The sequence below is a fragment of the Sorangium sp. So ce119 genome, assembly GCF_051524405.1.
Classification (GTDB): domain Bacteria; phylum Myxococcota_A; class Polyangia; order Polyangiales; family Polyangiaceae; genus Sorangium; species Sorangium cellulosum_G.
This window is the reverse complement of record NZ_CP150310.1, coordinates 10,257,986-10,283,802: the sequence shown is the minus strand read 5'-3', so window position 1 is coordinate 10,283,802 and position 25,817 is coordinate 10,257,986. Positions and strand designations below refer to the sequence as shown.

Genomic DNA, 25,817 nt, shown 5'->3' with positions numbered 1-25,817 from the left:
CCTAGCCAGATCGGCCCCGTCGCTCAGGGGACGTTCATCAGGGCGTTCTGCTCTGCTTGCACGCGGCCATCGGTGCAGAACTTGCAGTTGTCGCCGTAGAAGAAGTTCCTGTTCGCTGTGTCATCCATCAGATGAACGCGGAACCAGGCCGCGGCCGACGACAGGGACACGCCATTTGCGCCCTGATAGACCCAGCTACCGTGATCCGCGTTGAGCTCGTTGAGGAAAAACGCGGGCTGATCGGTGACCGTCTTGAAGACATCGTGGACCCCGCTGCATCTCACCGTGGAGTCCTTCCCCCCGCAGAAGAACAACATGGGGGTGTGCACTCCCTCGAGGGCCCTGGTGCCGCAAATCGTGCCGAGGGCCGAGAAACGGGGATCGGAGGCCGTCATGCAAGTCGACATGCCCCCATAGGAATGGCCAAGCTGGCCGATCTTCGTGGTGTCGAGGGCGTGATAGTACGGGCTGCTCGCATCCTCGGCTTGTTCCAAGATCCAATCGAGGCCCGCGGTCGTGGGAAGAGGATCGCCTTCGGCGGTCGCGGTGCTGAGAGAAGCCACCACGACGAAACCGTGGGACGCGAGATGGTTGACGATCGGTCCGTATTGTCCGCACCACTGATTGCTGCCGGCGTTGACGACGCATTTCGGCGGGTTCTGCTCCGGATTGTCCCGGTAGCCATTGGCCCAGATCAGGATCGGATGGCAGTGGCCGCTGGTTGCGATATTGCTCGGGCGGTACACGTGGAAGCGCTGTTGCTCGTCCCCATAGATCGGATCGGGAACGACGCCGGCGAGGGGGCCGACGTTCTTGTCTGCGGTGACCGAGAAGGGGCCCGTCTTGGTAGGATCGGCCGTGGGGAACGGGTCGCCGACGCAGCTACCGGTCGTGCCGCCGCTACCGGTCGTGCCGCCGCTAGCGGTCGTGCCGCCGCTACCGGTCGTGCCGCCGCTGCCCGATTGCCCGCCCGAAGCCGCGCCACCCGTGGCCCCACTCGAGCCGCCCGACGCCGAGCCGCCAGCCCCACCACTGGATGCGCCGCCGCTTTCGGCCGTTCCCCCAGAGCCCGTCGCACCACCGGAGGCCGTGCCCCCGCTGCCCGTGCCAACCGCGCCCCCGCTCGCGGCAGCGTCCCCATTCGATCCGTTACCACACGCCGCGGTGGAAACGCACACGCCCAAAGCCAGTAGCCAACGCCTCATGGTGACTCTGTCCTCGCCCAGCCGCTCAGCGTCGTCAAGCGCTTTGGCGGATAGGACAAGCAAACGCGTTCCGCAAAGTCAAGATTCTCGGAGCCGTTCCTGGCTCGTGCAGTCCGACTGTACGAGCTTATCGACAGAACGGGCCTTATGCGATCAGACAGGCTTTCCACTCGTGAAACGCCTGCGATTACCGCGACGTCGCACCAAGCGGAAGGCATCCTACCGTATCGCTGTACACTACTGGCACCAAGCGGAAGGCATCCTACCGTATAGCTGTACACTACTGAGCTCGTCCAAACGGCCGCCGTCGCGGTTCGCGGCGCGTCGTGATGGCCGGCGCACGGGAACCGCCTCCTACAAGTCGCGGTGGGCGAAGGATTTGACGAGATCATCACCGGCACCTGGCATGCTCGTAGGCGAAAGCCCGCGGCTCATCGAGGCTCGGTTCTTACGGACCAGGTGGGGAGGCGTGCGCCCGGGCGAAGCCGCAGGGACATGGCTGAGGCTCTTACTCGGCATACTGAGCGTGACGCCGCGGATCGGGGCACGCGACATGGTGGAGGTCGCGCGACATGGCGTGTCGCGCCGGACGATGGTCGGCTCAATGAGGCCGATTTCCCGGATGGACTCGATGATCGACGTGATGCCGCCGCGCTGGCGCATTCACCCCTCGGGAACAACCACGTCATGGGAACAACCACGTCTTCGGTGGGCACCAGCCGGACCTCGCCGGACAGGGTTCGGTTGCCCTTTTGACAAGGGGGCAGATCCGATCTGCCTCGCGCTCCATCTCGATCACGTTTTCGTCCGAAACCCGCGCACCCCTGAGCCCTCCGTCCAAGTTGGACGGATCGTTCTCATCAAAGCGCTCTCGCTTCGCAAAGCGGTGGTCTCGCACGCCCGCCACAACGTCGCCGTGGTGCCCTGCCCGTTAGCGATGGCCGGCGCCAAGCCTCTCGCTAGGCGCTGGGCTGGATGTGCGTGCTCCGGCAGTAGCAGCGAGGTCGCCAAAGTTCGGGGAGACCCGTGCCCCAAGCACGACGCATCCGGTCGATGCGTCACCAGGCCCACGGGCTCTCGAGAGAGCTCGTCGCAGGGCGACCGTGAATCCGGGCCGCCCGCATCGTGAGCCGACTCACACAGCTGGGCCCGGAATCAGGGACCTGCCGTGCCAGAAATTTGCCAGAACCTGCGTCCAGACCTGTCCACGCCTGTCTACTCCCGTCCACATCCCGGACCGCGCGAACTACTCGACATCCTTGCAGAAACCAGCGGAGGAGAAGGGATTCGAACCCCTGGTTGAGTTGCCCCAACGGCGGTTTTCAAAACCGCTGCCTTCGACCGCTCGGCCACTCCTCCAAATACTCAGAACGACTTACTTTTGTGCCCGTTCTGGCGGCGCCTGTCAACGCCCCCTGTCGTCCGCGCCCACCCCTCTGCGGCGCGTACGCCTCGGTCGCACATCCGCGCTCCCCTCTCCTTACGCCTCTCTCCCTACCCTCCCTACCTCCGCGCCTTCTCCCCGCTCACCCCGCCCCGCACCCCCACCCCGCCCTTCATCACCTCCGCCAGCCACGCCTTCGCGCCCGCGCACGTCCCCACCGCGCTCACCTCCCCTCCCCCGCGCCGCGCGTACGGCCCCGCGACGATCGCCACGTCGCTCCCGCGCGCCGTCCACGCGATCGGCCCGAGCCCCGCGCGCCTCTGGCACGCTCTCCCGAAGCGGCGCTCGATCACCCTCCCCGCCTCCGCCGCGTCGCCCGCGCTGTCGAACCGCAGCCGCCACGCCAGCGCGAACTCCCTCCGCGTCGGGTCCTGCGCGTCGTCCCGCCGCGCCACCGCGAACCGGTCCCCGCCCCACCCCGCCGCGGCCCCGATGGCCGCGTCGCGGTGCGCGTACGCCGCGAACGCGATGCGCAGCGCCTGCTCGCCCATCACGTCGTCGAACACGACGCGGAACCCTGGGCCGAGCGCGGCGGCCGTCGGGACCGCGACCTCCACGGCGGGCTCGCGCGCCGCGAGCTTCTCCGGGTGCAGCAGCTGCTCGGTGGTCTCCGGCAGCGCGCGCCACACCGCGTCCACGGAGGCCCAGCCGCCGTCTCGGCGCAGCGCCTGGACGAACTCGAAGCCGTCCGTGTACGGCGCGCCCAGCGACTCCTGCAGCACGAGCGGCGTGTCGCCCACGGACGACAGCGCCGTCGACATCGCCACGAGCTTCCGGAGCATCGACCCGTCGACCTGGAACGCCGAGCCGACCAGCACGTCGAACATCGCGCTCATCGCCTCGCCCTCGACGAGCGCGTGCGAGGCCGCCAGCCGGTCGCTGTCGCCGGCCTTGAACTCGAGCAGCTTCCCCAGCGAGAAGCTCTGGTCCTGCAGCGCGTGGACGAGCTCGTGCGCCAGCGTCTCCTCGGCCTCGCTCTCGCTGAGATCGTCGACCAGGTACATCGTCTGGTCGTCCGGCTCGTAGAAGCCCGCGATGCGGCCCTCGAGCAGGCGGTACATCCCGGCGGTGAAGTCGTAGTCGGCCGGGATGAGCTCGAGCGCCGCGAGCACCTCGCCCTGATGGTCGAGCACGCCCTCGGGGATCTCTCGCTCCACGTGCGCGCGGACCCGCTGGAGGATCTCGCCGCGGGCGAGCACGCGGCTCCGCACCTCGCGGAGCACCGGCAGCCCGCGCGCCTTCGCGACGAGCGCGAGCACCCGCGCGACCTCTTCCTTGGTCAGGCGAGCCTCTTCCTCGTCGATCTCGCCCTCCACGGGGCCTGCGCCCTCCGCCGGAGGGCGCGCCGCCGGCGCCGCGGGGCGCGCCGCGGCCGAGGCCTGCGCCCGCGCCGGCGCCGCGGGCGCGCTCGGCGGCGTGCAGCCGACCAGCGCGCCCGTCCCGACGAGCGCGGCCCCGACCACCGCGGCGACCACCGCCGCGCCCCCCGCGCTCGCTCCTCCGCGCTCGCCCGTCACCCCGCCGCGCTCGCTCACGACGGCGTCCCGGCGGGCGCGCGGATCGCGCGGATCGCCTCCGCATACCGCGCCACGCGCGCGTCGAACGGCAGCTCCTCCCCCGGCTTCACCGTGCCGAACACGGCCGCGCCGGCGACGAGCGCCCTCGCGCCGGCGGCGATCACCTGCCCGGACGTCGACGGCGCGATCCCGCCGTCGACCTCGAGCGTGATGTCCAGGCCCGCCTCATCGATCGTCTGGCGCAGGCTCCGCAGCTTCGTGAGCGCCCCCGGGATGAACCGCTGCCCGCCGAACCCCGGGTTGACGCTCATCACGAGCACCAGATCGAGATCGGGCAGGACGTGCCGGATCGACTCCTCCGACGTGTGCGGGTTCAGCACGACGCCGGGCCGCGCGCCCGCGTCCCTGATCTGCTGCAGCGTCCGGTGCAGGTGCGGCGACGCCTCGACATGGACCGAGATCCGATCGGCGCCGGCGGCCGCGAACTCGGCGACGTAGCGCTCTGGCTCCACGATCATCAGGTGCACGTCGAGCGGAAGACGCGTCGCGGCACGGACCGCGCGAACGATGAGGGGGCCGATCGTGATATTCGGTACAAAACGGCCATCCATCACGTCGACGTGGATCCAGTCGGCGCCGGCGGCCTCTGCGGCGCGCACGTCGTCGGCGAGGCGGCCGAAGTCAGCGGACAAGATCGACGGAGCGACGATGATTCCTTCGTGACGCACATGCTAGCGCTAGCAGGCGTGACGCGCGGCGGCTAGCGAGGCAGCCACGAGCGTGCTTACGGGGAGGCCGTCGCGGCTGCTAGGCTGCGGTGGTCTGCGCGAGGCGCTCGTGTCCTGTGCGCCGCCGCAGCAGATCCGAGGCACGATCCCGAACCGCTCGAGTGAGGTGATGCATGGAGACACGGCCGCTGACGAAGCCCGACTACGACCGGATCGTGGGCGAGATCGATCGGTGGTGGGCAGGCCCGACCAGCGCCCTCGCGCACCCCATCTACTTCTACGAGCTCGGCCGTCTCGCCCGCGTCGTCGAGGATCACGGCCTGCTCGTCGGCTTCCTCCTCGGCTTCAAGTGCCCGGACGCGGCGGTCGGCTACGTGCACCTCGTGGGCATTCACCCCGACTACCGCCGTCGCGGGGTCGGTCGGATGCTCTATGCGGCGTTCGAGGAGGACTGCCGCCGCGAGGCGTGCCGGCAGCTCAAGGCGATCACGACCCTTGGCAACGAGGGCTCGGTGCGCTTCCACGCGGCGGTCGGCTGGTCGGCGGCCGAGGTCGAGGACTACGCCGGACCTGGGCGTCCGCGGATCGTGTTCACCAAGGATCTCTAGTGGTGATCGCACGCGGCGCGATCAGCGGCGGAACGGCCACGACGCGGTCGCGGTGCGCGCGCCGATCGCCCGATCACGCGGGGCGCGCGCCGCGCGCGCCGGGTCGCGCGGCGCGGGTCGGACACCGGGCGGGACGCCGCGCGCATCTCACGAGGGCGAGCGTTGACGTCCTCGTGTCGCGGCGTACGCTCTCGGCGGGAACCATCGGCTCGAGGCCGCGAGGTGGAGCGATGCGAGAAGGCGAGCATGTTGGCGCGGTGTTGGTGGGCGGCGTCGGGTCGCGGGCAGGCGGCGTGGGATCGGCCGACGGGACGGTCGCCGCGGGCGCCCTCGGAGCATCCCAGTGAGCCGGAGACCTGAGCTGGTCGCGCAGCTCCGCGAGATCGGCCTCTTCGGCGGCCTGGGCGACCACGTCCTCGAGGGCCTCGCCGACACGCTGGAGCTGGTCGAGCTGCAGCCCGGGGCGGTCGCCTTCCGCGAGGGCGACAGCGGCCGCGAGATGTTCGTGCTGCTCGCGGGCGAGATGGAGGTGCTCAAGCGCTCCAAGCGCGACGTCGAGGCCCGGGTCGCGGTCCTGGGGCCGAGCGACTGGTTCGGCGAGATGTCGATCCTCGACGTCATGCCCCGCTCGGCGACGGTCCGAGCCATCGCCCCGTCGCGCCTGATGCGCGTCACCGCGCACGACCTCGACACGCTCTACCGGCGCGATCTCAAGTCGTACACCCTCCTCGTGCTGAACATCGCGCGCGAGATGTCGCGCCGCCTCCGCGTGGCGGACAGCCTGCTCGCCGAGCTCGTCGCGAACATGCTCGACGAGTACGCGCGGCCGCGGCGCCCGGGGATCTGAGCCGGCGCGATCGCCGGGGCGCTCAGCCCACCCGGCGCGTCATCCGCCGCCTTCTCCGATCACACCGCCGGCGCCGCCGCCAGCGCCACCCGCACCGCCGGCGCCGCCCTCGCCACCGGCACCGCCTTCGCCGCCGGCGCCGCCAGCGCCACCGGCGCCGCCCTCGCCACCGGCACCGCCCTCGCCGCCGTCGTTACCCGCGCCGCCAGCGCCGCCCCCGCCCCCCGGGCTGGTCTCGCCGGAGGTGCCCGTGCTGCCGGCTCCCGTGGACGTGGCGCCGGTCGGGCCCGCCTCGCTGCCGAGGTCGGGGTCGCTGGCGCCGCCAGCGGCATCCCCCCCGCCTGCCCCGCTCGCGCCGACGCTCCCCTCGCAATCGACGCAGCCGATATCCGTGATCGGAGGCTCGGGCTGTGGGTTGAAGCCACAGCCCGCGAGCACCATCCCGAACCCAAGGACGACAAGCTTACGCATAAGCCCTCTCCTCATAGCACCCTGCGCATTTCCTGCCGCTTGCGCAGCGCTCTCGTCCGCCGGGAGGGCGGCGTCCAGCGCGATCATTCTCTGCCTTGGCTCGCCTTACCATGCGCCGCGATCGGCGCCGACGTCAGGGTCGCCCGGCGTGCCTGCTCAGCCGCAGACCACGCCGCCGGCGCCTCCTCCGCCGCACGGCTCGCCGTCCCCGCCGCCCTGCCCTCCCGCACCGCCGGCACCACCCGCGCCGCCGGCACCGCCCGCGCCGCCGGCACCGCCCTCGCCGCCGTCGCCGCCCTCGCCGCCGGCACCGCCCTCGCCGCTGGCGCCGGCCTCGCCGCCGGCACCGCCCTCGCCTGTCCCGCCGCTGCCCGTGGCATCGCCCCCGGTGCTGGTGCCGCCGTTGCCCCCGGTACCGGAGCTGCTCGATCCGACCGGACCGCCGCCCCCAGCACCTGTCGCGGCGCCCGCGCCCGTCGAGCTACCGGCCCCTGTGCCGGTCACCGCGGGCGGGATCGGGTCGTCGTCCCCGCCGTCCTGGAACGGCGGTTCAGGTTGCGGGTTGAACGTGCATCCAACCGCGAGGAGCAGGGTAAGCAACAGCAGGCTTCGCATGGCAGGTGCGCGCAACCTCGCAATCCACATGCCACGCGATACCACACGAAAATCTCCGGAAGCAGCGCGATCCCTCCGCTGCCGAGGGGGCCCTCAGGCACACTCTGGCACGCCGGCCGGGCGGATGGATCCGACACCCCGCGCTGGCCTCGGGTCGCGAGCGCGCTGCCGGGTCCGCTGCAGCGGATGCACTTGCGTGTCCACGGCGGCCGCCCGCGGTATCGTGCGCCGTGATGTCGGAAGACCTGGGGAACATCGCGTCGCGGCTCGAAGAGGTGCGGCGCCGGATCGCCGGCGCCGCGGCGCGGGCCGGGCGCAGGCCGGAGGACGTCCGGCTCATCGCCGTGTCCAAGGAGAAGCCCGCCGAGGCGATCCGCGCCGCCTACGCCGCCGGGCAGCGCGATTTCGGCGAGAGCTACGCGCAGGAGCTCGTCGAGAAGGCCGAGGCGCTCGCCGACCTGGACGGGATCGTGTGGCACGCCATCGGCCGGCTCCAGCGCAACAAGGCGAAGCTCGTCGCGCGCGTCGCGCAGGTCGTGCACGTGGTCGACCGCGACGAGCTCGCCGTCGAGCTCGACCGGCGCGCGGCCGCGACCAACCGCGCGCTCGACGTGCTGCTCGAGGTCAACGTCGGCGGCGAGGCCTCGAAGGGCGGCTGCGCGCCCGCCGAGCTCACGTCGCTCCTCGGCGCGGTGGCCCGGTGCGCGCACCTCCGCCCGGTCGGCCTGATGACCATCGCCCCCTTCCTCGAGGACCCGACCGACGTCCGCCCGTTCTTCGCGCAGCTCCGCGCCCTGCGCGACGCGCACGGCGGCCAGGAGGCGCTGCCCGAGCTCTCGATGGGCATGTCGCACGATTTCGAGGCCGCCATCGCCGAGGGCGCGACCCTCGTCCGCGTCGGCACCGCGATCTTCGGGGCCCGCGGGTGAGGTCCGCCGCGTCGCGCCTCGGCTCGGCCATCGCCGCCGCGACGGCCGCGGCGTGCGCGCTCCTCGCGCTCGGCTGCGGGCCGGGCGCGATGCCTGCGTCCGTGCGCCACCCGCTCGTGGGCAGCGCCGCGCCGGAGTTCCGCGCGGAGTCGACGGCGGCGCTCACGGTCGGCGTGCCCGGCACGCGCAGGACGCGGGTCACCGTGATCGACTTCTGGGCGTCCTGGTGCGCGTCCTGCAGCCGGACGATGCCGGCGCTCGACCGGCTGTGGCGCGACCGCAAGGCGGACGGGGTGGCCGTCATCGGCGTGAACGTCGACGACTCGGAGGCCGCCGCGGAGGCGGCCGCCCACGAGCTCGGCGCGACGTTCCCCATCGTCGCGGACCTCGATCAGCGGCTCACCGGGACCTACGGCGTCGCGCAGGTCCCCCTGACGTTCGTCGTCGACGGCGCGGGCACCGTGCGCTGGGTCGGGCGCGATCCGGAGGGCGCGCGCCGCGCCGTGGACGTCCTGCTCTCGGAGCGGTCCTCTGACGCGCACGCGCGCGCGCGGTCGGTCTTCGAATGAGCGCGGCGCGCGGCGGCGGCGGAGCGCGGCGGCGGCCCGCGGGCGACGAGCCGACCCTCTTCGACGCCGCCCGGCAGCGCGATCCCGAGCTCAGGGCCGCGGTGCCCCTCGCCGAGCGCATGCGCCCCAGCGCGCTCGCGGACATGATCGGCCAGGGCCACCTCCTCGGCGAGGGCAAGCTGCTCGCGCGCGCGATCGCGGCCGACCGGATCCCCTCCATGATCCTGTGGGGCCCCCCGGGCGCCGGGAAGACCACGCTCGCGCGCGTCGTCGCGCACACGACGAACGCCCGCTTCGTCCCCTTCAACGCCGTGCTCGGCGGCGTGCCGGAGCTCCGCGAGATCCTCGCCCAGGCGCGCGCCGCGCGCTCGTACGAGGGCAAGCGGACGATCCTGTTCGTCGACGAGATCCACCGCTTCAACAAGGCCCAGCAGGACGCGTTCCTCCCGCACGTCGAGGACGGCACCATCACGCTGATCGGCGCGACCACCGAGAACCCGTCGTTCGCCGTGAACGCGCCGCTGCTCTCCCGGTGCAAGGTCTTCCGGCTCCAGGGCCTCGACGCCCCGGAGCTCGTCGAGCTCCTGCGCCGCGCGCTCGAGTCGCCCACGGGGCTCGCCGGCGCGGTGACCGCCGACGACGACGCGCTCTCGGCCATCGCGGCGCTCGCGCAGGGCGACGCGCGCAGGGCGCTCACCACGCTCGAGATCGCCGCGGACGAGGCGGCGCGCGCGGGCGCCTCCACGATCACGCGCGAGCTCATCGCCGGCGCGAGCGAGCACAAGACGCTGCTCTACGACAAGGCCGGCGAGGAGCACTACAACGTCATCAGCGCCTTCATCAAGTCGATGCGCGGCTCCGATCCCGACGCCGCCGTCTACTGGCTGATGCGCATGATCGAGTCCGGCGACGACCCGCTCTTCTTGCTGCGCCGGATGATGATCTTCGCCTCCGAGGACATCGGCAACGCCGACCCGCGCGCCCTGGAGGTCGCGGTCGCGGCGGACGCCGCGTTCCGGCGCATGGGGATGCCGGAGGGGCTCTATCCGCTCACGCAGGCGGCGCTGTACCTCGCCACGGCCCCGAAATCGAACGCGTGCAAGGCGGCGTGGCAGACGGCGCAGGCCGCCGTGCGCGAGCACGGCGCGCTCCCGGTCCCGCTCACGCTGCGCAACGCCGTCACCCGCCTGATGCGCGACGAGGGCTACGGCGAGGGCTACCGCTACGCGCACGACGAGCCCGGCGGCGTCGCTGTCGGCGAGACCTACCTGCCCGAGCCGCTCGCCGGCAGCCGGTTCTACGAGCCGGCCGATCGCGGCTACGAGCGGACCATCGGCGAGCGCCTCCGCCGCATCCGCGGCGAGGGCGGGGGAGAGGGCGGCTGAGGGGGCGAGGGCGGCCGAGGCGCCGCGCCCGGCTCCCCCCCGGCGCGGCCGCCCTCGCGCCGTCAGTCCTCGCCGCCGCCCGCGCCGGCGAGCGCCTGCTGGAGCTCGCTCAGCGCGTGCTGATCTCCCTTGCTGCGCGCGGCGCCGATGCCGTCGCTCAGCCAGGCGCGCCCCTCGTCGGCGCGGCCTGCCTTCACCAGCATCGTCCCGCACATGAGGTACATCGGCACGTAGCTCGGGTCCATCGCCCGCAGCGCGTTGAACGTCGCGAGCGCCTCGTCGTGCCGGTCCAGCCCCGCGTACTCCAGCGCGAGCGCGTACCAGTGGAACGGATCCTTCGACCCGCCCTGGGTCATCTTTTCGAGCATCAAGAGCCGCTTGCTCACGTCGCCTCCACAACGCCGATGTACGGCAGGTTCCGGTAACGCTCGGCCCAGTCGAGCCCGTAGCCCACGACGAACTTGTCCTCGATCGTGAAGCCCAGGTAGTCGATGGGCACCTCGACCCGCGCGCGCGCCGGCTTGTGCAGGAGCGCGCAGACCTTCACGCTGCTCGGCATCCTCGTGCGGAAGAGCTGGAGCAGGTGCGAGATCGTGAGGCCCGTATCGACGATGTCCTCGACGAGGAGGATGTCCTCGCCCTCGATCGGGCGGGTGAGGTCCTGCGTGATCTGGACGACGCCGGTCGAGTCGGTGCCCTCGCCGTAGCTGCGCACGCCGAGGAACTCGATGCGCACGGGGAGGTCGATGTGCCGCGCGATGTCGGCGGTGAACACGAAGCTCCCCTTGAGCACGGAGACGAGCACGAGCCGCCGCTCCGCGTAGTCCCTGGTGATCTGCGCGCCGAGCGCGCGCACGCGGGCGCCGATCTGCTCGGCGGACAGGAGCGTCCGGACGTTCGCCATGGCGGCCGCGCTAACACCGCGGCGCGCCCGCGGCCAGCGCCGACGCGGCTCCCTCGCCGTGGACGCTGCGCCGCCCGGGTCGAGCGACCGCTCCGTCGCCGCCCGGGCCGGAACTGGGCTAGTCTCCGCGCCCCCCGTCATGCCGCCCCTTCCGCCCGACGCACCGCCGCACCTCACCTCGCGCATGCCGCTGGCCGTCCGCTTCTGCGAGACGGATCTGATGGGCATCGTCCACCACTCCAACTACGTCGTGTACCTGGAGGCGGGCCGCATCGACTGGCTGCAGCGCCGCGGGATCTCCTACGAGGAGATGGTGCGGCGCGACCTTCACCTCGCGGTCGCCGAGCTGCGGCTCAAGTACCGGCTGCCCGCGCGGTTCGGGGACACCCTCGTGGTCGAGACGACCTGCCGCGAGATCCAGCGGGTCACGGCGCGCTTCAGCTACCGCATCCTCCGGGGCGAGGACGTGATCTGCGACGGCGACATCCTCCTCGCGTGCCTCGGCTCGAGCCTCACGCTGACGAGGATCCCGGACGACATCGCCCAGCTCCTGTCGAGCCCCGAGGTCGCGGCCGCCGGCTAGCGCGCGCGGCCGCGCCCGCTCAGCCGCCGTCCGCCGCGTCCCCCTCGGCCGCGCTGCGCACGAGGCGCGCCGGCATCTCGATCGTCTGCGGCGGCTCGATGCTCTCGCCGAGGAACGTGCGCCACTGGACGACGTAGAGCCCGCGCTGGGGGCCGCTGACGTAGCGCTCGCTCATCGGGGGCACCGCGACCGCGGGGATGCCGTCGACGAGCAGGTAGAGCAGCGCGTCGGTCTGGTTCACCGCGACGAAGCCCTCGCCGGGCGCGCCGGGGTCGACGCTCGCCGGCAGCGGGAGCGGCTCCGTCCGGATCGCCGCGAGCTCGTCGCGCGACAGGAAGACGCCGCCCTGCGCCGACGGGAGCCCCGCGGCCGCGTACGCGGCGCTCGGGGGTGGCATCAGCAAGTCGGTCGAGACAAGGTCGCTGCGCCGGGCGACCGACGTCACCTCGAAGCCGACCCCGCCGCCGCCCTGCCACGCGTAGCTCGCGTGGAGCGGCACCTCGCCGGCCACGCACTCGGGCGACTTCGGATCGACGCCGAGGATCTCCAGCAGCGCCCGGCAGAGCAGGGGACCGCCCTCGCCCGCCTCGGGCATCTTGCCGAGCTCCAGGTGCAGCGTGCCGAGGCTCGCGTGCATCTCGACCTTGCGGACGTCGACGTCGAGCCGCTTGCCCTCGCCGACCGGGCGCGCCGAGCCCGTCGACAGCGGCGTCACGTCGACGCGCCGCTCGCCGAGCAGCGTGCGGAGCGCCCCCGGCGGCAGGACCCGGTACTGGGTCAAGCCCGGCCACAGCAGGACCTCGCCGTGGACGTCGTGGCGGGCGCGCAGCTCCGAGCCGGAGGGCAATGGCAGCGCCCGCGACGTGAACTGGACGCGCATGCGGCCCGTCTCCGCGAGATCGATCTTCCACCTCAGGTCGGTGACCGCCTGCGCCGCCTCGAGCCCGGCGACGGCCACCTGGGGCGCCTTGGGCGGCTGCGGCACGTCGCGCCAGCGGAAGGCCGCCTCGAGGGTGACGCCGGGCAGCTCGCGGGGCGAGAGCGTGTCCTCGGGCAGCGGCGCCGCCGGCGGCAGCGGGATCGGCGAATGCTGGCTCGCCTCGGACATGATGGGCCGGCCGTAATCGTCGGACACGAGCTTCGCGCTCGCCTCGGCGGCCGACGCGTCGAGCAGGTCCGGCGTCTCGCTCGCGAGCGGCGCGGGGAGGATCCGCGCGTTCGGGCTCGCGCCCGCCTCCACGGGGTCGACCGGCGGGTGGCGCGACGGCTCGCACCCGGCGCCGGCGGCGAGCAGCAGCCCTGCGGCGGCGGCGCGCGCGCGGATCACGGCGCCCGCTCGAAGGTGTGGATCACCTTCACCCGCGGATCGAGCGGCGGCGGGTCGGGCGCGTACTGCGTGTCGAGGAAGACCGCGGTGCAGCGGGGGTGGCACTCCACCATCAGGTTGCAGTTCGCGGCCTCGTTGTCGAACGCCGCGATGACCCGCCCGAGCCGGGAGAGCTGCGGGGCGACGCTCCGCTTGAACTCGGTGTCGGGCATCTCGAACCGCGGCTTCACGACGAGCTCGGTGCCGATGACCCCGATCGGGAAGCCGAGATCGCGCAGGCTCGCGAACGATCCGAGCGCCATGTTCGGGAGGTCGCGCCCGGTGAGGTACACGAGCGTCGCCCCCGCCGCGTGGCACGCCCGCGCGTACTGGCTCGCGCCCGGCACCTCGATGTCGTGCCGGATGTGCGGATCGTTGAAGAAGCGGGCCTTCCAGAACTCGAACGCGTGCAGGTGGAGCGCCTCGTCGTCGACGCCGAGCCGGCGCAGGTTGTCCTGGAACCCGTACACGATGCCGTCGGGCGCCGCGCGCTCGAGGAGGGCGGCGGCGTGCGGGTGCTTGCGGCGCCACTCCTCGGCGAGCTCGTGGAGGATCGCGACCACCCGCGGCCGGTTGTCCATGAGGGTGCCGTCGAGATCGAAGACGATCACGGGCGGCCCCGCCGACCGGTCGCCCGCGCGCTCGACGATGGAGTTCAGGAGCCGCGTCCGATCGAGGGGGACGAGGCGCTTCTCGTGGAACAGCGTGCTCAAGGTGGTCGCGCCGTGAAGGAGCGCGCCCGCCGCGCGCTCATCGGGCGGAACCCTAGCGCGAACTCGCCCTCCTCAGAAGCCGCAGCGGCCATCTCCGTCGACCAGCCCGATCGGGTCGGCAAGTGTGCCGAAATATCCTACATTGTTGGCCCAAACGTTCCGTTCTTCTTAGGATTTTCCACATCCGGGACCCCTCGACGTCCCGAAGGAAGGCCCATGCAGAACCGCATCAAGACCGCTCTGGCCCTGGCGATGGCGCTGACCGCTGTGGCGGGCTGCTCGAAGACCCCTCGCGATCGCCTGCAGGGGCGCTGGTATGGCGAGTCCATCGAGAACGCCCCCGTGGAGCAGCTCACGAAGGCGACCGGGTGGGTGAAGGGGACCGCGATCGAGTTCAACGGCAGCAAGGTCACGGTGACCGTGCCGGCGGAGACGCCGCGCAGCGGGACCTTCAAGGTGACCAAGGCGGAGGGCGATCAGGTGACCGTCGCGTTCCTCCGGCCCGAGGGCGGGCTCGATCAGGCGGAGTTCCGCTTCGCCACGGATCACTCGCTGCGCTGGGAGCTCGGCGACGGCCGCGCGATCGTGATGGCCAAGGCGAAGAACTGACGCCGGCCGGCGCGCCCCCGCGCGCCGCGCACGGCCAGCGCCGCCGCCGGGCGCCCCGGCCGCCTACCGCCGCACCTTCTCCCGCCGCACCCGCGTGAGCCACCGCGCCTCGCCGCGCTCGCCGTCGCGCGCGAGCAGCACCACGACGTCCTCCGAGAGCGGCCCCGTGAGCCGCCGCCGCGCCTCCTCGAGGGAGCGCACCTCGACCCCGTTCACGGACAGCAGCCGATCGCCGGGCTCGACGCCCGCCTCCTCCGCCTCGCTCCCCGGCGGCACCGACACCACGGTCACGGTCCGGCGCTCCTCGCCGAGCGTCACCGCCAGGCTCCCCGCGCCCTTCGGGTCCTGCCGCGCGCCGTCCCCCGGCAGCGCGATCCTGACCCGATCGGTCGTCCTGCCGGCCCGCACCTGCACCGGCTGCGACTCGGCGCGCCCGAGGTCCGCGCTGTACGCCTCGATCACCGCCGTCCCCTCGGGCAGCCCGCCGAGCTGGAACCGCCCGTCCCGGTCGGTGGTCACGACGCCCGGCGGCAGCGGGCCGAGCGGCAGGTACGTCGGCACCCGGTCGCGCGCCACGCGGGCCCCCGCGACCGGATCGCCGCGCTGATCGACGACCTCGCCGGCGACCTCTCCCGCCTCGAACAGGTCGATGCGCCCGAGGTCCGTCGGGCGATCCGGATCGCCGGCGATCACGACCCGCAGCGTCGCCGGCGCGAACCCGTCGCGGCTCACCGTGACGCGGAACCGGCCCGGCGCGAGGTCCCCGAGCGTGAAGGCGCCCTCCGCGTCGCTCGTGGCGCGGCGCGGCCCGGTCTGCGAGAACAGCGTGATCCGCGCGCCCTCGAGCCGCTCCCGCCCGCCGCGCCCCGTCACGGTGCCCGTCGCCTTCAGGGCGCCGCTCATCTCGAGCCGCAGCTCCTTCGGCGCGGCGTCGACCTGCTCCACGCGCGGCGCCCTGCCGGAGCGCACGAGGCTGATCCGCAGCGGCAGCCCGGCGGCGTCGGCCAGCAGCGCGTCGCCGCCGTCGTCCGTGAAGAGCGTCTTGCGGAGCGGGACCGCGACGTCGAGCGAGAGGACGCGCACCTCCACGCGGTCGAGCGGGTAGCCGCGATCGTCGGCCACGTGGATGGCCACCGCCTCGCGCACCTTCGGGAGGACGACCTCGATCTCCTTGCGGTCGCGCTCCGGGACCTCGACCACGAGGCGCGCCACGACGTCCCCGGGCGACTCGGGCCGCGACACCGAGACGAGCACCTCGTCGGGGACCGCCGCGAAGGCGAACGTGCCGTCGTCGGCCGAGTACGTCACCCGCTCGAGCGAGCCGGTCGTCGCGGCCAGCTCGACGCGCGCGCCCGCGACCGGCTTGCGGTCCTCCTCGAGGACGCGGCCCTCGAGCAGGCCGCCCTGGCGCATCACCACGCGCACGTGGGCCTCGCCGCCCGGCGGCAGCGTCACGACCTCGCTGAGCGTCTCGACGTACTCCGGGTGCCGCACGATGGCGTGGACGCGCCCCGGGGTGACCGGCTCGGCCCGGAAGGTGCCGTCGGCGCGCGTCACCCACGGGTCGCCCGACCGCACCGACGCGGCCGGGATGAACACGTCTCCCCGCGGCAGGTCGGGGATCGGGCCCGGCATGACCCCGAGCTCGCCCGCGGGGATCAGCGGCGCCGGGCCGGGCAGGGCGCGCTCGAACTGCTCGTCCCTGAACGCGGACATCGCGGTGGTCTCGTCGATGGGCATCCCCTCGGCGTCCGCGCCGACGACCTCGATCGTCGCGCCCGGCACCGGGTAGCCGCGGTCGTCGACGACCTCGCCCACGATCGCGCCGCCGCGGAGCAGCGGGATGCGGGCCTCGGTCGCGCCCGCGTCGACCTCCACGGCGTTGCGCGGCACGAACCCGGCCGCCAGGGCCGACGCGCTCGCGTACCCCGGCGCGATCGGCCCGAGCGTCACCGACCCGTCGTCGCCCGTGCGGCCGTGCAGCGGGAACGCCGACAGGCCGTGCTCGACGAGCACGACGTTGGCGCCCTTCACGCCCGGCGCGCCCTCGCCGTCGCCGTCGGTGACGAGGAGCCGCACGTGGCGGCCGGGCCCGAGGACGAGCTTCACCTCCTTGCCCTCGCCGCGCCGCACGGGCACGGCGAGCGCTGTCGCGCTCACGGCGCCGCCGCGCCGCGCCTTCAGGTCGTACACCCCGTCGCGGAGCCCGGAGATCCGCGCGGCGCCGCTCGCGTCCGTGGTCGTGCTGCGCGCCGGCCAGAGGCCGGTGCCGGCGGCGAGCACGGTCGCGCCGTCGGCGGGCTGCCCCTCGGCGTCCACCACCCGCACGGTGAGGGCGCCGAGCCGGTCCATGCGCAGCCGGAGCGGCACCGGCCCGGGCACGATGCCGGTCCGCACCGTGTCCTCGAACCCCGGGGCCGACGCGCGCACGACGTAGGGCGTCGCGCCGAGCCGATCGAACCGGGCGCGGCCGCCTCCTTCGGTCGTCGCCACGAAGGGGAGGGGATCGGCGGTCGCGACCGCGACCTCCGCGCCGTCGATCGGGCGCTCCGCGTCGTCGACGACAAGCACCTCGAGCACCTTCGCGGGCCGCAGCACGAGGTCCACGGCGCGCGGTCCCGGCTCGAGCGCGAGGCGCGTCGAGGCGCGCGCCCGCTCCGCGCCGTACGCCATGACCCACGCCTCGCCGGACGGCAGCCCGGCGAAGCGCGCCTCGCCCGCCGCGTCGGTCCTCTGCTCTCCGGCGAAGTAGGCGCGGTCCTCGCGCATCGCGAAGACGCGCACGGTGGCGTCCTGGAGCGGGCGCCCCTGCTCGTCGCGCACGGTCGCGGTGAGCTCGGCCGCGCGCCCCTCCACCGACGCGGGCACCGGCGGCGCCGGGATCGGCGCCTGCGGCAGGTACCGCGGGCCGAGATCGCGCAGCGTCGTCGCGGCGAAGAAGCACACGAGCGCCGCGATCGCGGCCAGGACGGTATCGAGCCGCGACCGGCGCTCGGGCCGGTCGGCTTCCGCTGCGGGTTGCTTGTCCTGCTCGGCCACGGCCTGGATCTCTACTCCGGATCCGCGGAAACGCCGAACGTCCCGCGGCCGTTCCCGCGGCGGGCCGGGCCCGGGCCGAGGCCGCGCCGGGTCAGGCCTGACGGCCGCGGTGCTGCTCGATCACGGCCTGGATCTCCTCCTCGCCGAGGATGTGATCCGTGGCCTTGGCCCTGGCCAGGATGGCGTCGACGAGCTCCTTCGAGGGCTCGATCTTCCGCTGCCTGAGCCAGTAGTTCACGTTGGAGGCGCCGGACATGTAGCCCACGCAGATCTCCTGCTTCCGCCCGAACATCCCGGCGGGGACGCCCGAGTAGATCCGGTCGGCCATCCAGGCGTCGCCCTTCGACTCCGCCTTGATGATGGCCGCCGCGTGCACGCCGGTCGCCGTGCGGAACGCGTCCCGTCCGACCAGGGGATAATTGATGGGCACCTCCCAGCCGACCGCCTGCGCGGCGGTCGTGCAGTACTCGAGCAGGTGGGTGAGGTCCTGGTGCTCGAGCAGGCCGAGGAGCTTCATGTTGAGCAGGATGAGCTCCATGGCGGCGTTGCCGACCCGCTCGCCGATGCCGAGGGCGGTGCCGTGCACCCGGTCGGCGCCGAACTGGAGCGCCCAGATCGCGTTCTCGAGCGCGAGCCCGCGGTCGTTGTGGCCGTGCCAGTCGATGCCGACCGACGCCCCGGCGCCCGCGACGATGGCCCGCGTGAAGTTGATCACGTTGCGCACCCCGTCGGGCGTCGCGTGCCCGACGGTATCGCACAGGCACAGCCGGGACGCGCCGTGGTCGATGGCGACCTTGAAGAGCGTCGCCAGCACCTCGGGGCGCGATCGCGTCGTGTCTTCCGTGACATAGGCCACCGGCAGCCCGGCCTTCACCCCCGCGTCGATCGCGTCGGCGCTGCGCTGCGCGATGAGGTCGACGTCCCACGCCTCCGCGAGCTGCCGGATCGGGCTGGATCCGATGAAGGCGTAGATCTCGACCGGGATCCCCGCGCGCTGGGAGATCTCGATCATGGGGGTAATGTCCGAGACGACCGTGCGGCCTGCGCAGGCGATGCGGAGCGGCAGGTTGTTGTCCGCGACCTCCTTGCACATCCGGAGCACGTCCTCGAACGCCCGCTGCGAGCTGCCGGGCAGGCCCACATCGGCGACGTGGATACCGATCTTGGCCATCAGGTGGAGCAGCTTGAGCTTGCTCTCGATGTTCGGGTCGGCGACGGACGGGTTCTGCAGACCGTCGCGCAGGGTCTCGTCGAAGAACCCGATCTCCTTCGGAATGACCCGCCCGACGCGGCCGACCTCGTTCCAGTCGTAGATGAGATCGGTCGGGCGGGTACCGGCGGGATCGATCGCCATGCTCCGAGTATAGTGCGCCGCGCGCAACGCCGAGCCTGAAACGAAGCTTCTCCGGGGAGCTCGACATGACGCACAGCGCTGGCGAGGAGGGCGAATCCGTAACGGCGACGACGTTGCAACGCGCTCTCTGTCACCCTGCACGCAGGCGTTGCGCGCGGGCAGCGACACGCGCGCGGCGCGTGCAGTTCCGTCAGAAAAAGCGCCGGCGCCAGGACGGGGGCGATACGCATGAGCCAGCGCGGCGCCGGCAACCGCGGCGAACGCTCGTGTGCGCGCTGCGGTGCGCTGGCCCTGCGCGCCTGGCAAGCCTAAGCTTGGCCCCACAACGATGTGGCAATCCCTTCCTGAGTTCGGGACCGGCGTCCTCTACGCCATTCTGGTCACCGCGGCGTACACGTTCGCGGTGGGGCTCGCGTCGGCGCGCGGGCGGCCGCGGCTGCTCCAGGCGGCGCGGCTCGGCGCGTACGGTACGATCGCGCTCGTCGGTCTCGCCGTGCTCGTGCTGGCGTACGCCTTCGTCAGCCACGATTTCCGCATCGCCTACGTGGCCCAGTACAGCGACAGGTCCATGACCACGCCGTACCTCATCGCGGCGCTCTGGGGCGGGCAGGACGGCTCGCTGCTCTGGTGGATGTTCCTGACCGCGCTGTTCTCGGGAGGCTGCGTCTACTGGCTCCGGCGCAAGTACCTGGAGCTCCAGCCCTACGTCATCGCGACGCTGATGAGCATCATGATGTTCTTCGCGATCCTGATGGTGTTCTCGACGAACCCGTTCCAGACGAGCGTCGCCGGCGCGCCCCTCGACGGCAGCGGCCTGAACTACCAGCTCCGCAACTTCTACATGATCATCCACCCGCCGAGCCTGTACGTCGGGTTCACGAGCTCGGCGGTGCCGTTCGCCTTTGCCATCGCCGCGCTCGCCACGGGCCGGCTCGACAGCGAGTGGATCATCGCCACGCGCAAGTGGATGCTCTTCTCCTGGCTGTTCCTGTCGATCGGCAACGTGCTCGGGATGCTCTGGGCCTACGAGGAGCTCGGCTGGGGCGGCCCGTGGGCGTGGGACCCGGTCGAGAACGCGGCGTTCCTGCCGTGGCTCACGGCGAGCGCGTACGTGCACTCGACGATGATCCAGGAGCGGCGCGGCATGCTGAAGGTGTGGAACGTCTCGCTGATCTGCATGACGTTCTTCCTGACGATCTTCGGCACGTTCCTCACGCGCTCCGGCCTCATCGCGAGCGTCCACTCCTTCGCGCGGTCGGGCATCGGCATCTTCTTCCTCTACTTCATGGCCGTGATCTTCGCGACGTGCGCGTCGCTCATCATCTACCGCCTGCCGCGCCTGCGCGGCGACGACCAGTTCGAGGCCGCGCTCGCCCGCCAGGCGAAGCCGCCGTTCAACAGCTGGGGCTTCATCAGCTTCCTCGTGTTCCTGGTGGTCATCTCGCTCCCGGTCGTCCACATCACGGCGAGCTTCCTGAGCCAGGACCCGGACGGGGCCGCGCTGTGGTTCGTCACGTGGCTCGGGCTCCCCGCGACGCTCGCTGTGACGGGGCTCCTGCTCTACCGCCTGCGGAACCTCCGCAGCGACGGGCACTTCGAGTCGCTGCTGTCGCGCGAGGCCGCGTTCCTCTTCAACAACTGGGGCCTCTTCAGCATCATGATCTTCATCGCGGTCGCGACGGTGTGGCCGCGCATCAGCGAGTGGCTGCTCGACCAGAAGTCGACGCTCGGGCCGACGTTCTACAACATGTGGCTCCCGCCGGTCGCGCTGGTGGTCTTCCTGCTCATGGGCGTCGCGCCGCTGCTCGGGTGGCGGAAGACGTCGCCGGAGCTCTTCCGGAAGAGCTTCCGCTGGCCGGTGCTGGCCACGGTGATCGCGGCGGCGCTCCACCTCACGCTCGGGAAGAAGGTGGGCTTCGCCCCGTTCGTCGCCGTGGACCCGATCTACCCCGGCCAGCTCGGCGACGGGCTCGCCAAGCTCGCGTCGACGTACCCGTTCATCACGGTGGCGTTCGCCGCCTTCAACGTCGCCGTGGTCGTCCAGGAGTTCGCCCGCGGCATCGCGGCGCGGCAGAAGCGCGGGGGCGAGTCGTTCTTCGCCTCGTTCTACAACCTGGTCGCGAGGTCGCGGCGCCGCTACGGCGGCTACATCGTGCACGTCGGCATCGCGGTGATGTTCCTCGGGTTCGCCGGCCGCGCGTGGGGCGTCGACAAGGAGATCAGCCTCCACCCGGGCGAGTCGGTGGAGATCGAGGAGTATCGCCTCGTCTACGCCGGCCCGCGCATGGAGGTCGACAGCGAGAAGCGGATGGTCTTCGCCGACCTCGACGTCGAGCGGCACGGCGCGCCGGTCGGCCGGATCAGCCCGGCGAAGTTCATCTACAAGGCGACCCCCGAGGCGCCGTCGACCGAGGTCGCCCGGCACATCACCCTCAAGAACGACCTCTACGTGATCATCGGCATGGCGAACCCCCAGACGAAGGTCGCCTCGTTCCAGCTGCACGTGAACAACCTCATCTCGTTCATGTGGTTCGGCGCCGGGATCCTCGTCCTCGGCGCGCTCATCGCGATGTGGCCCGACATCGCGCTCGAGGAGGCCGGGGCGTTCGGCTATGTACGAGCGGCAGGGTCGGTCACGGCCTCCGTCGTGTTCGCCTTCCTGCTCGCCGGCGGTCCGTCGCAGGCCTACGGACACCCGATCCAGGAAGGGTTCGGTCGCCCGACCCTTGTCGCGCCCGGCGGCGCCGGCGTCGAGGGCCACGCCCCGGCGGCCGGCGAGACCGTTCATGCCGGGCAGGCGCCCGCGATCGATGCCATCCTCCCGACCGCTGCCCAGCCGCTGCAGCCAGCCTTCGAATGAGCCGCACCCGAAAACTCATCCACGGCATCACCCTCCTCGTCGCGGGCGTCATCGCCCTCGTCGTCATGCTGCGCTCGCCGGAGTTCGCCCACGGCCAGCAGCTCGGCGAGGGGATGGTGCGCACGGGCACCGTCGGCATCCAGAACGACACCGAGCGGCAGCTCTTCTGGAGCCTGATCTGCACGTGCGGCTGCCCGCGCGAGACCCTCGGGACGTGCACCTGCGGCACCGCGCACGAGCGCCGGGACGCGCTCCGCGCCGCGCTCGCGGAGGGGCGCACGATCGAGCAGATCCAGGCCACCTACGCCGAGCTCTATGGCGCGGAGGCGCTGGCGGTGCCGCCGAACAAGGGGAGCCAGCGCCTGCTCTACCTCTTCCCGCTGACCGCCATCGTGGTCGGCGCCGGCCTCGTCATCGTGACGCTCCGCCGCTGGAAGCGGCGCAGCGACGAGGTGGGCGCCGCCGCGGCGCAGCGATCCCCGAAGGGCGCTGGCCCCGCCGCGCGCGACGATTACGACGACAAGCTCGACGACGAGCTCAAGAGCCTCGACCGCGAATGAGCGCCGAAAACCCTGCCAAGAGCGCCGCCTCGGCCGCGGTCCACGAGACCGTGAGCCGCGGCTCTGACTCGCCGCTGGAGCGGCAGATCGTGCACTACGCCCGCTTCGGGGTGCCGCTCGCGGCGCTCGTGGGCGCCGGGGTCGCGGGGCTCGTCGCGGGGCCGCCCGCGGCGATCCTCGTGCTCGCGGGCGGCGCCCTCGTCGCGGTCATCGCCATCTTCTGGGCGAGCCTCCGCGTGCTGCTCGGGGAGACGCCGCTGAGCGGCGCCGACGCGTACGCGATCGGCGCGCCGCGCACGGAAGAGGAGCAGAAGCAGGCCGTGCTGCGGGCGCTCAAGGACCTGGAGTTCGAGCGCAGCGTCGGGAAGATCAGCGAGGAGGACTACGCCGAGCTGGTCGCGAAGTACCGCGCCGAGGCGAAGCGGCTGCTCCGCCTGCTGGACGCCGACGCGCAGCCGCGGCGCGAGCACGTCGCCGCGCTCGTCGCGAGGCACCTCCGGCGCGCCGGGCTCCAGGACGACGCCGGCGCGCCCGAGGCGCCGGAGCAGGACGAGGACGCCGCCGCGAGCGAGACGGACGGCGCCGCCGCGGAGCCGAGGCCGGCGAAGCGGAAGCGCGTCAAGGCCGGTCGGCCGGAGCAGCGGGAGCGCGACCAGGAGCCCGCGTCCGACGCGGAGCGCGACGACGCCGTGGCGACGGACGACGCCGTGGCGACGGACGACCGCGGGGCGACGCGCACGACCGTGTGCGCCGTCTGCGGCACGCTGAACGACGAAGACGCCGTGTTTTGCAAGAAGTGCGGGACGAGGTGCGCGCTCGACGCGCCTCTCTCGGAGCAGGCCGCGACCGACGAGGCCGCGGTCGCTGGTGACCAGAACGAGAGCAGGAGGGCGCCGTGATGCGCTGGACCAGGTGCACCGCGCTGGCGGCGATCGCCTCGCTGGGCGTGACCGCGACGCAGGCCGCGCAGGCGCAGCCGGCCGCTCCGGCGCAGACCGCAGCGGCGACGGCCGCTCCGGCGCAACCCGCCGCCCCCGGGGCGGCCGCGGCTCCGGCGCAGCCCCGAGCGGCGACGGCCGCTCCGGCGCAGCCCGCAGCCGCCGGGCACGGCACGCAGGCGGCGAAGCCGGGCGCGACCACGCCAGCCGGCGGGGCCGCTGCCGCCGCCGCGAGCCCCGCCGCGGCCCCGCCGGCTGGCGCGCCGGACGCGGGCGCGCCCGACGCCGCCGGCGCGCTGCCGCCGGGCCACCCCGAGGTCGGTCAGGAGCTGCCGTCCGGCCATCCGCCGGTAGGAGGCTCCGCCGCGGGAGGGGCCGCATCGCGGCGCGCTTCGGAGCAGCTGACAGGCATGTTCGACGCGCCCGAAGACGCGGTCCAGGACGACACGGGGCTTCCGCCCGGCGTCGTGGTGCTCACGGTGCAGGACGCGGACGGGCAGCCCGTCCCTCGCGTCCCGGTCGACATCGACGTCCTTCAGAGCTCGGTGACGAAGGGCGACTCGCGCGAGCGCGTGACGAGGGAGACGGACGACGCGGGCGTCGTCCGTCTCGAGAACCTCACGATCGGCGCCGGCACGAGCTACGGCATCTCGGTCACGCGCGAGGGCGCCACGTTCTCGCTGCCGCATTTCGGGCTCGGCGCCGAGGCCGGAAAGCGCGCCGTGCTCCACGTCTACGAGGCCACGCCGGACGTGAACAACCTGCTCGTCGGGACGCAAGGCATCATCTACCTCCAGCTCCGGCAGGACTCGATCTCGGTCGAGCAGCTGTTCCAGGTCTACAACCTCGGCCGCGTCGCCTGGCTGCCCAACGAGACGTTCGCCCTGCCGCCCGACTACAAGGCGTTCAGCAAGACGGACACCATGGACGACATGCGCGTCGAGGAGGCCAAGGGCACCGGCGTGGCGCTGCGCGGCACGGTGAGCCCTGGCCGGCACGAAGGGCAGTTCCGCTGGCAGGTCCCGTTCAACCGGGAAGAGCGCCAGACGATCCGCGTCGAGCTGCCGCCGCGCATGGCCCAGCTCCGGGTCATGGCCGAGGCGTCGAAGTCCATGACGCTGAACGTCGCTGGCTTCCCGGCGGCGCAGCGCACCCAGAACCGGGACGGCAAGAAGATCCTGGTCACCGAGAAGCAAAGCTCCCGCGTCGAAGGCGGGCTGAGGACCATCGAGATCACGCTCGCCGGGCTGCCGACGCCGGGCTGGGGCCGGTGGATCGCGCTGTTCCTGGCCGGCGCCACCGTGATCGGCGGGGCCGCGGTGAACCTGGTCCGGCGGCGCGACGACGACCGCGCGGCCGACGACGAGGAGCGGCGGGAGCTGCTCGAGGCGCGGGACGCGTTGCTCGACGAGTTCGTCGAGCTCGAGCGCGCCCGGAAGCGGGGCGACGTCGGCCCGAAGACCTACGAGCGCGTCCGGGGGGCGCTCCTCGACGCGCTCGCGCGCATCGTCGCCATGATCGAGGCGAAGCCGGCGCGCGGGAAGGCCGCTGGCTCCCGCAAGGCAGCCGGCGCGTCGCTCAAGGCGAACGCCGACGCGCCGCCGTCCCCCTGAGGTGGGCTCAGCACCGATCCTCGGATCGATGCCTGGCTGGAAGGTCGCCCTCTCCGCGGCCGTCGCCCTCCTGATGATCGCCGGAATCGCCGTGCTCGCCGGCCAGCGCGGCGGTCCGCCGGCGCGCTGCGCTCCGGGGATGGTCGCGCTCGGCCCGCGATGCTGCGGTGACGGCCAGCGCCTCGAGGCTGGCCGCTGCGCCGGCGCCCCGAGCCGCTGCGGCGCCGGCCTCACGCTCACCCCTGGCGGGTGCGTCGCGCCGAGCGCGCGCGTGCGCATCGCCGCCGGGACGCTGCGCCTCGGGCCGAGCGACTGGGAGGCGCAGGGCGTCGTCGACGCGCACACGCGCGAGGTGTTCGTCCCGGCGTTCTCGCTCGACGCGTTCGAGGTCACCGAGCAGCGTTACGCCACCTGCGTGGACGCCGGCGCGTGCGCCCCGCTGCCGCTGCGCGGCGAGCCGGGCCTGCCCGTGACGGGGATCACCGTGGAAGAAGCCGCCCGCTCCTGCGCCTTCGCGGGCGGGGCGCTCCCCTCGCGGGATCAGCTCGCCTTCGCCGCGGCGGGGCCCTCGAGCCGGCGGTACCCGTGGGGAGACACCGGCGCGGTCTGCCGGCGCGTCGCCTTCGGCTTGCGAGCGGGCCCGTGCGGGTGGAACGCGACAGGCCCGGAGCTCGCCGGCGCGCGCCCCGACGGCGCCGCCGTCCACGCGGCCGGGCACCTGTTCGACCTGGCGGGCAACGTCGCCGAGTGGGCGACCCCCGACCCGCCGGGATTGGAGATGTCGGGAACTCACGGTGGATCGTGGGCAGACGGCGCCGCGGCGGCGCTCCGCACCTGGAACCGTCGGCTCCTCCCGGTATCCACCCGAGCGCCGGATATCGGCTTCCGGTGCGCCTACGACCCTTGAGCCGGCAGCGCGCGGCGGGGGCTCGGGCGGGGCGGGGGAGGGGACGCGACCTC

23 protein-coding genes and 1 tRNA gene are annotated in these 25,817 nt (G+C 72.9%); 12 read left to right on the top strand and 12 right to left on the bottom strand.

What is annotated here, in order from left to right:
• Window positions 1–23: 23 nt before the first annotated feature.
• The 4 genes from WME76_RS38960 to rpe form a co-directional block, all read right to left on the bottom strand.
• Window positions 24–1,205, bottom strand: coding sequence for a poly(ethylene terephthalate) hydrolase family protein (locus WME76_RS38960; RefSeq protein ID WP_437957216.1), 1,182 nt, complete (start codon window positions 1,203–1,205; stop codon window positions 24–26).
• A gap of 1,272 nt (window positions 1,206–2,477) precedes the next feature.
• Window positions 2,478–2,564 (bottom strand) — tRNA-Ser (locus WME76_RS38955).
• A 144-nt stretch (window positions 2,565–2,708) separates the two neighbouring features.
• Window positions 2,709–4,184 (bottom strand): hypothetical protein, encoded by a 1,476-nt coding sequence (locus tag WME76_RS38950; protein ID WP_437957215.1) that lies wholly within the window; start codon window positions 4,182–4,184, stop codon window positions 2,709–2,711.
• The gene (rpe, locus tag WME76_RS38945; RefSeq protein ID WP_437957214.1) at window positions 4,181–4,894 is read right to left on the bottom strand and encodes a ribulose-phosphate 3-epimerase; all 714 of its coding nucleotides are present in this window, start codon (window positions 4,892–4,894) and stop codon (window positions 4,181–4,183) included. Before rpe ends, WME76_RS38950 begins: the two co-directional genes overlap by 4 nt.
• A gap of 173 nt (window positions 4,895–5,067) precedes the next feature.
• Between rpe and WME76_RS38940 the strand changes: the two genes are divergently transcribed.
• Entirely contained in the window at window positions 5,068–5,502 is a 435-nt protein-coding gene (locus tag WME76_RS38940) for an N-acetyltransferase family protein (RefSeq protein WP_437957213.1), read from the top strand.
• Window positions 5,503–5,845: 343 nt separating this feature from the next.
• Window positions 5,846–6,349, top strand: coding sequence for a cyclic nucleotide-binding domain-containing protein (locus tag WME76_RS38935; protein ID WP_437957212.1), 504 nt, complete (start codon window positions 5,846–5,848; stop codon window positions 6,347–6,349).
• A 39-nt stretch (window positions 6,350–6,388) separates the two neighbouring features.
• Here the strand turns inward: WME76_RS38935 and WME76_RS38930 are convergent, their stop codons facing one another.
• Both WME76_RS38930 and WME76_RS38925 read right to left on the bottom strand, forming a co-directional pair.
• Window positions 6,389–6,820 carry a hypothetical protein gene (locus WME76_RS38930; protein WP_437957211.1) on the bottom strand — a complete coding sequence of 144 codons (432 nt, stop codon included), beginning with the start codon at window positions 6,818–6,820 and terminating at the stop codon, window positions 6,389–6,391.
• Window positions 6,821–6,976: 156 nt separating this feature from the next.
• The gene (locus tag WME76_RS38925) at window positions 6,977–7,435 is read right to left on the bottom strand and encodes a hypothetical protein (protein WP_437957210.1); all 459 of its coding nucleotides are present in this window, start codon (window positions 7,433–7,435) and stop codon (window positions 6,977–6,979) included.
• 233 nt (window positions 7,436–7,668) lie between these two features.
• On the opposite strand from WME76_RS38925, the gene WME76_RS38920 reads away from it, so the two are divergent.
• From WME76_RS38920 to WME76_RS38910, 3 genes are read left to right on the top strand one after another with little or no spacing between them, the layout of a single operon-like run.
• Complete coding sequence (locus WME76_RS38920; protein ID WP_437957209.1) at window positions 7,669–8,364, top strand: YggS family pyridoxal phosphate-dependent enzyme; 696 nt, start codon at window positions 7,669–7,671, stop codon at window positions 8,362–8,364.
• Complete coding sequence (locus WME76_RS38915; RefSeq protein ID WP_437957208.1) at window positions 8,361–8,933, top strand: TlpA family protein disulfide reductase; 573 nt, start codon at window positions 8,361–8,363, stop codon at window positions 8,931–8,933. Before WME76_RS38920 ends, WME76_RS38915 begins: the two co-directional genes overlap by 4 nt.
• Entirely contained in the window at window positions 8,930–10,318 is a 1,389-nt protein-coding gene (locus tag WME76_RS38910) for a replication-associated recombination protein A (protein ID WP_437957207.1), read from the top strand. The genes WME76_RS38915 and WME76_RS38910 overlap by 4 nt, the downstream gene beginning before the upstream one ends.
• 62 nt (window positions 10,319–10,380) lie before the next feature.
• On the opposite strand, the gene WME76_RS38905 is transcribed toward WME76_RS38910, so the two are convergent.
• Entirely contained in the window at window positions 10,381–10,686 is a 306-nt protein-coding gene (locus WME76_RS38905; RefSeq protein WP_437962204.1) for a tetratricopeptide repeat protein, read from the bottom strand.
• 14 nt (window positions 10,687–10,700) lie between these two features.
• On the bottom strand, window positions 10,701–11,222 hold the full coding sequence (gene hpt, locus WME76_RS38900; protein ID WP_437957206.1) for a hypoxanthine phosphoribosyltransferase: 522 nt from the start codon (window positions 11,220–11,222) through the stop codon (window positions 10,701–10,703).
• Window positions 11,223–11,361: 139 nt separating this feature from the next.
• Between hpt and WME76_RS38895 the strand changes: the two genes are divergently transcribed.
• The gene (locus WME76_RS38895; RefSeq protein ID WP_437287186.1) at window positions 11,362–11,805 is read left to right on the top strand and encodes an acyl-CoA thioesterase; all 444 of its coding nucleotides are present in this window, start codon (window positions 11,362–11,364) and stop codon (window positions 11,803–11,805) included.
• 19 nt (window positions 11,806–11,824) lie between these two features.
• On the opposite strand, the gene WME76_RS38890 is transcribed toward WME76_RS38895, so the two are convergent.
• Both WME76_RS38890 and WME76_RS38885 read right to left on the bottom strand, forming a co-directional pair.
• The gene (locus WME76_RS38890) at window positions 11,825–13,132 is read right to left on the bottom strand and encodes a hypothetical protein (RefSeq protein ID WP_437957205.1); all 1,308 of its coding nucleotides are present in this window, start codon (window positions 13,130–13,132) and stop codon (window positions 11,825–11,827) included.
• On the bottom strand, window positions 13,129–13,884 hold the full coding sequence (locus tag WME76_RS38885) for an HAD family hydrolase (RefSeq protein ID WP_437957204.1): 756 nt from the start codon (window positions 13,882–13,884) through the stop codon (window positions 13,129–13,131). The genes WME76_RS38890 and WME76_RS38885 overlap by 4 nt, the downstream gene beginning before the upstream one ends.
• Before the next feature lie 216 nt (window positions 13,885–14,100).
• Here WME76_RS38885 and WME76_RS38880 point away from each other — a divergent pair, with 216 nt between their 5' ends.
• Window positions 14,101–14,493: a hypothetical protein gene (locus WME76_RS38880; protein WP_433930988.1), complete on the top strand. Its 393-nt coding sequence runs from the start codon at window positions 14,101–14,103 to the stop codon at window positions 14,491–14,493.
• A gap of 63 nt (window positions 14,494–14,556) precedes the next feature.
• On the opposite strand, the gene WME76_RS38875 is transcribed toward WME76_RS38880, so the two are convergent.
• Together WME76_RS38875 and WME76_RS38870 are read right to left on the bottom strand one after the other, a co-directional pair.
• Window positions 14,557–17,532, bottom strand: a complete 2,976-nt coding sequence (locus WME76_RS38875) for a carboxypeptidase regulatory-like domain-containing protein (RefSeq protein ID WP_437957203.1) — start codon at window positions 17,530–17,532, stop codon at window positions 14,557–14,559.
• 91 nt (window positions 17,533–17,623) lie between these two features.
• Window positions 17,624–18,886, bottom strand: a complete 1,263-nt coding sequence (locus tag WME76_RS38870; RefSeq protein ID WP_437957202.1) for a LeuA family protein — start codon at window positions 18,884–18,886, stop codon at window positions 17,624–17,626.
• Window positions 18,887–19,214: 328 nt separating this feature from the next.
• On the opposite strand from WME76_RS38870, the gene WME76_RS38865 reads away from it, so the two are divergent.
• From WME76_RS38865 to WME76_RS38845, 5 genes are read left to right on the top strand one after another with little or no spacing between them, the layout of a single operon-like run.
• Window positions 19,215–21,746 (top strand): heme lyase CcmF/NrfE family subunit, encoded by a 2,532-nt coding sequence (locus WME76_RS38865; RefSeq protein ID WP_437957201.1) that lies wholly within the window; start codon window positions 19,215–19,217, stop codon window positions 21,744–21,746.
• Entirely contained in the window at window positions 21,743–22,306 is a 564-nt protein-coding gene (locus WME76_RS38860; RefSeq protein WP_437957200.1) for a cytochrome c-type biogenesis protein, read from the top strand. Before WME76_RS38865 ends, WME76_RS38860 begins: the two co-directional genes overlap by 4 nt.
• Window positions 22,303–23,205: a hypothetical protein gene (locus WME76_RS38855; RefSeq protein ID WP_437957199.1), complete on the top strand. Its 903-nt coding sequence runs from the start codon at window positions 22,303–22,305 to the stop codon at window positions 23,203–23,205. The genes WME76_RS38860 and WME76_RS38855 overlap by 4 nt, the downstream gene beginning before the upstream one ends.
• On the top strand, window positions 23,202–24,857 hold the full coding sequence (locus WME76_RS38850; RefSeq protein ID WP_437957198.1) for a hypothetical protein: 1,656 nt from the start codon (window positions 23,202–23,204) through the stop codon (window positions 24,855–24,857). Before WME76_RS38855 ends, WME76_RS38850 begins: the two co-directional genes overlap by 4 nt.
• 28 nt (window positions 24,858–24,885) lie before the next feature.
• A complete protein-coding gene (locus WME76_RS38845; protein WP_437957197.1) occupies window positions 24,886–25,764 on the top strand; it encodes a formylglycine-generating enzyme family protein in 879 nt (292 codons plus the stop codon).
• Window positions 25,765–25,817: the final 53 nt, after the last annotated feature.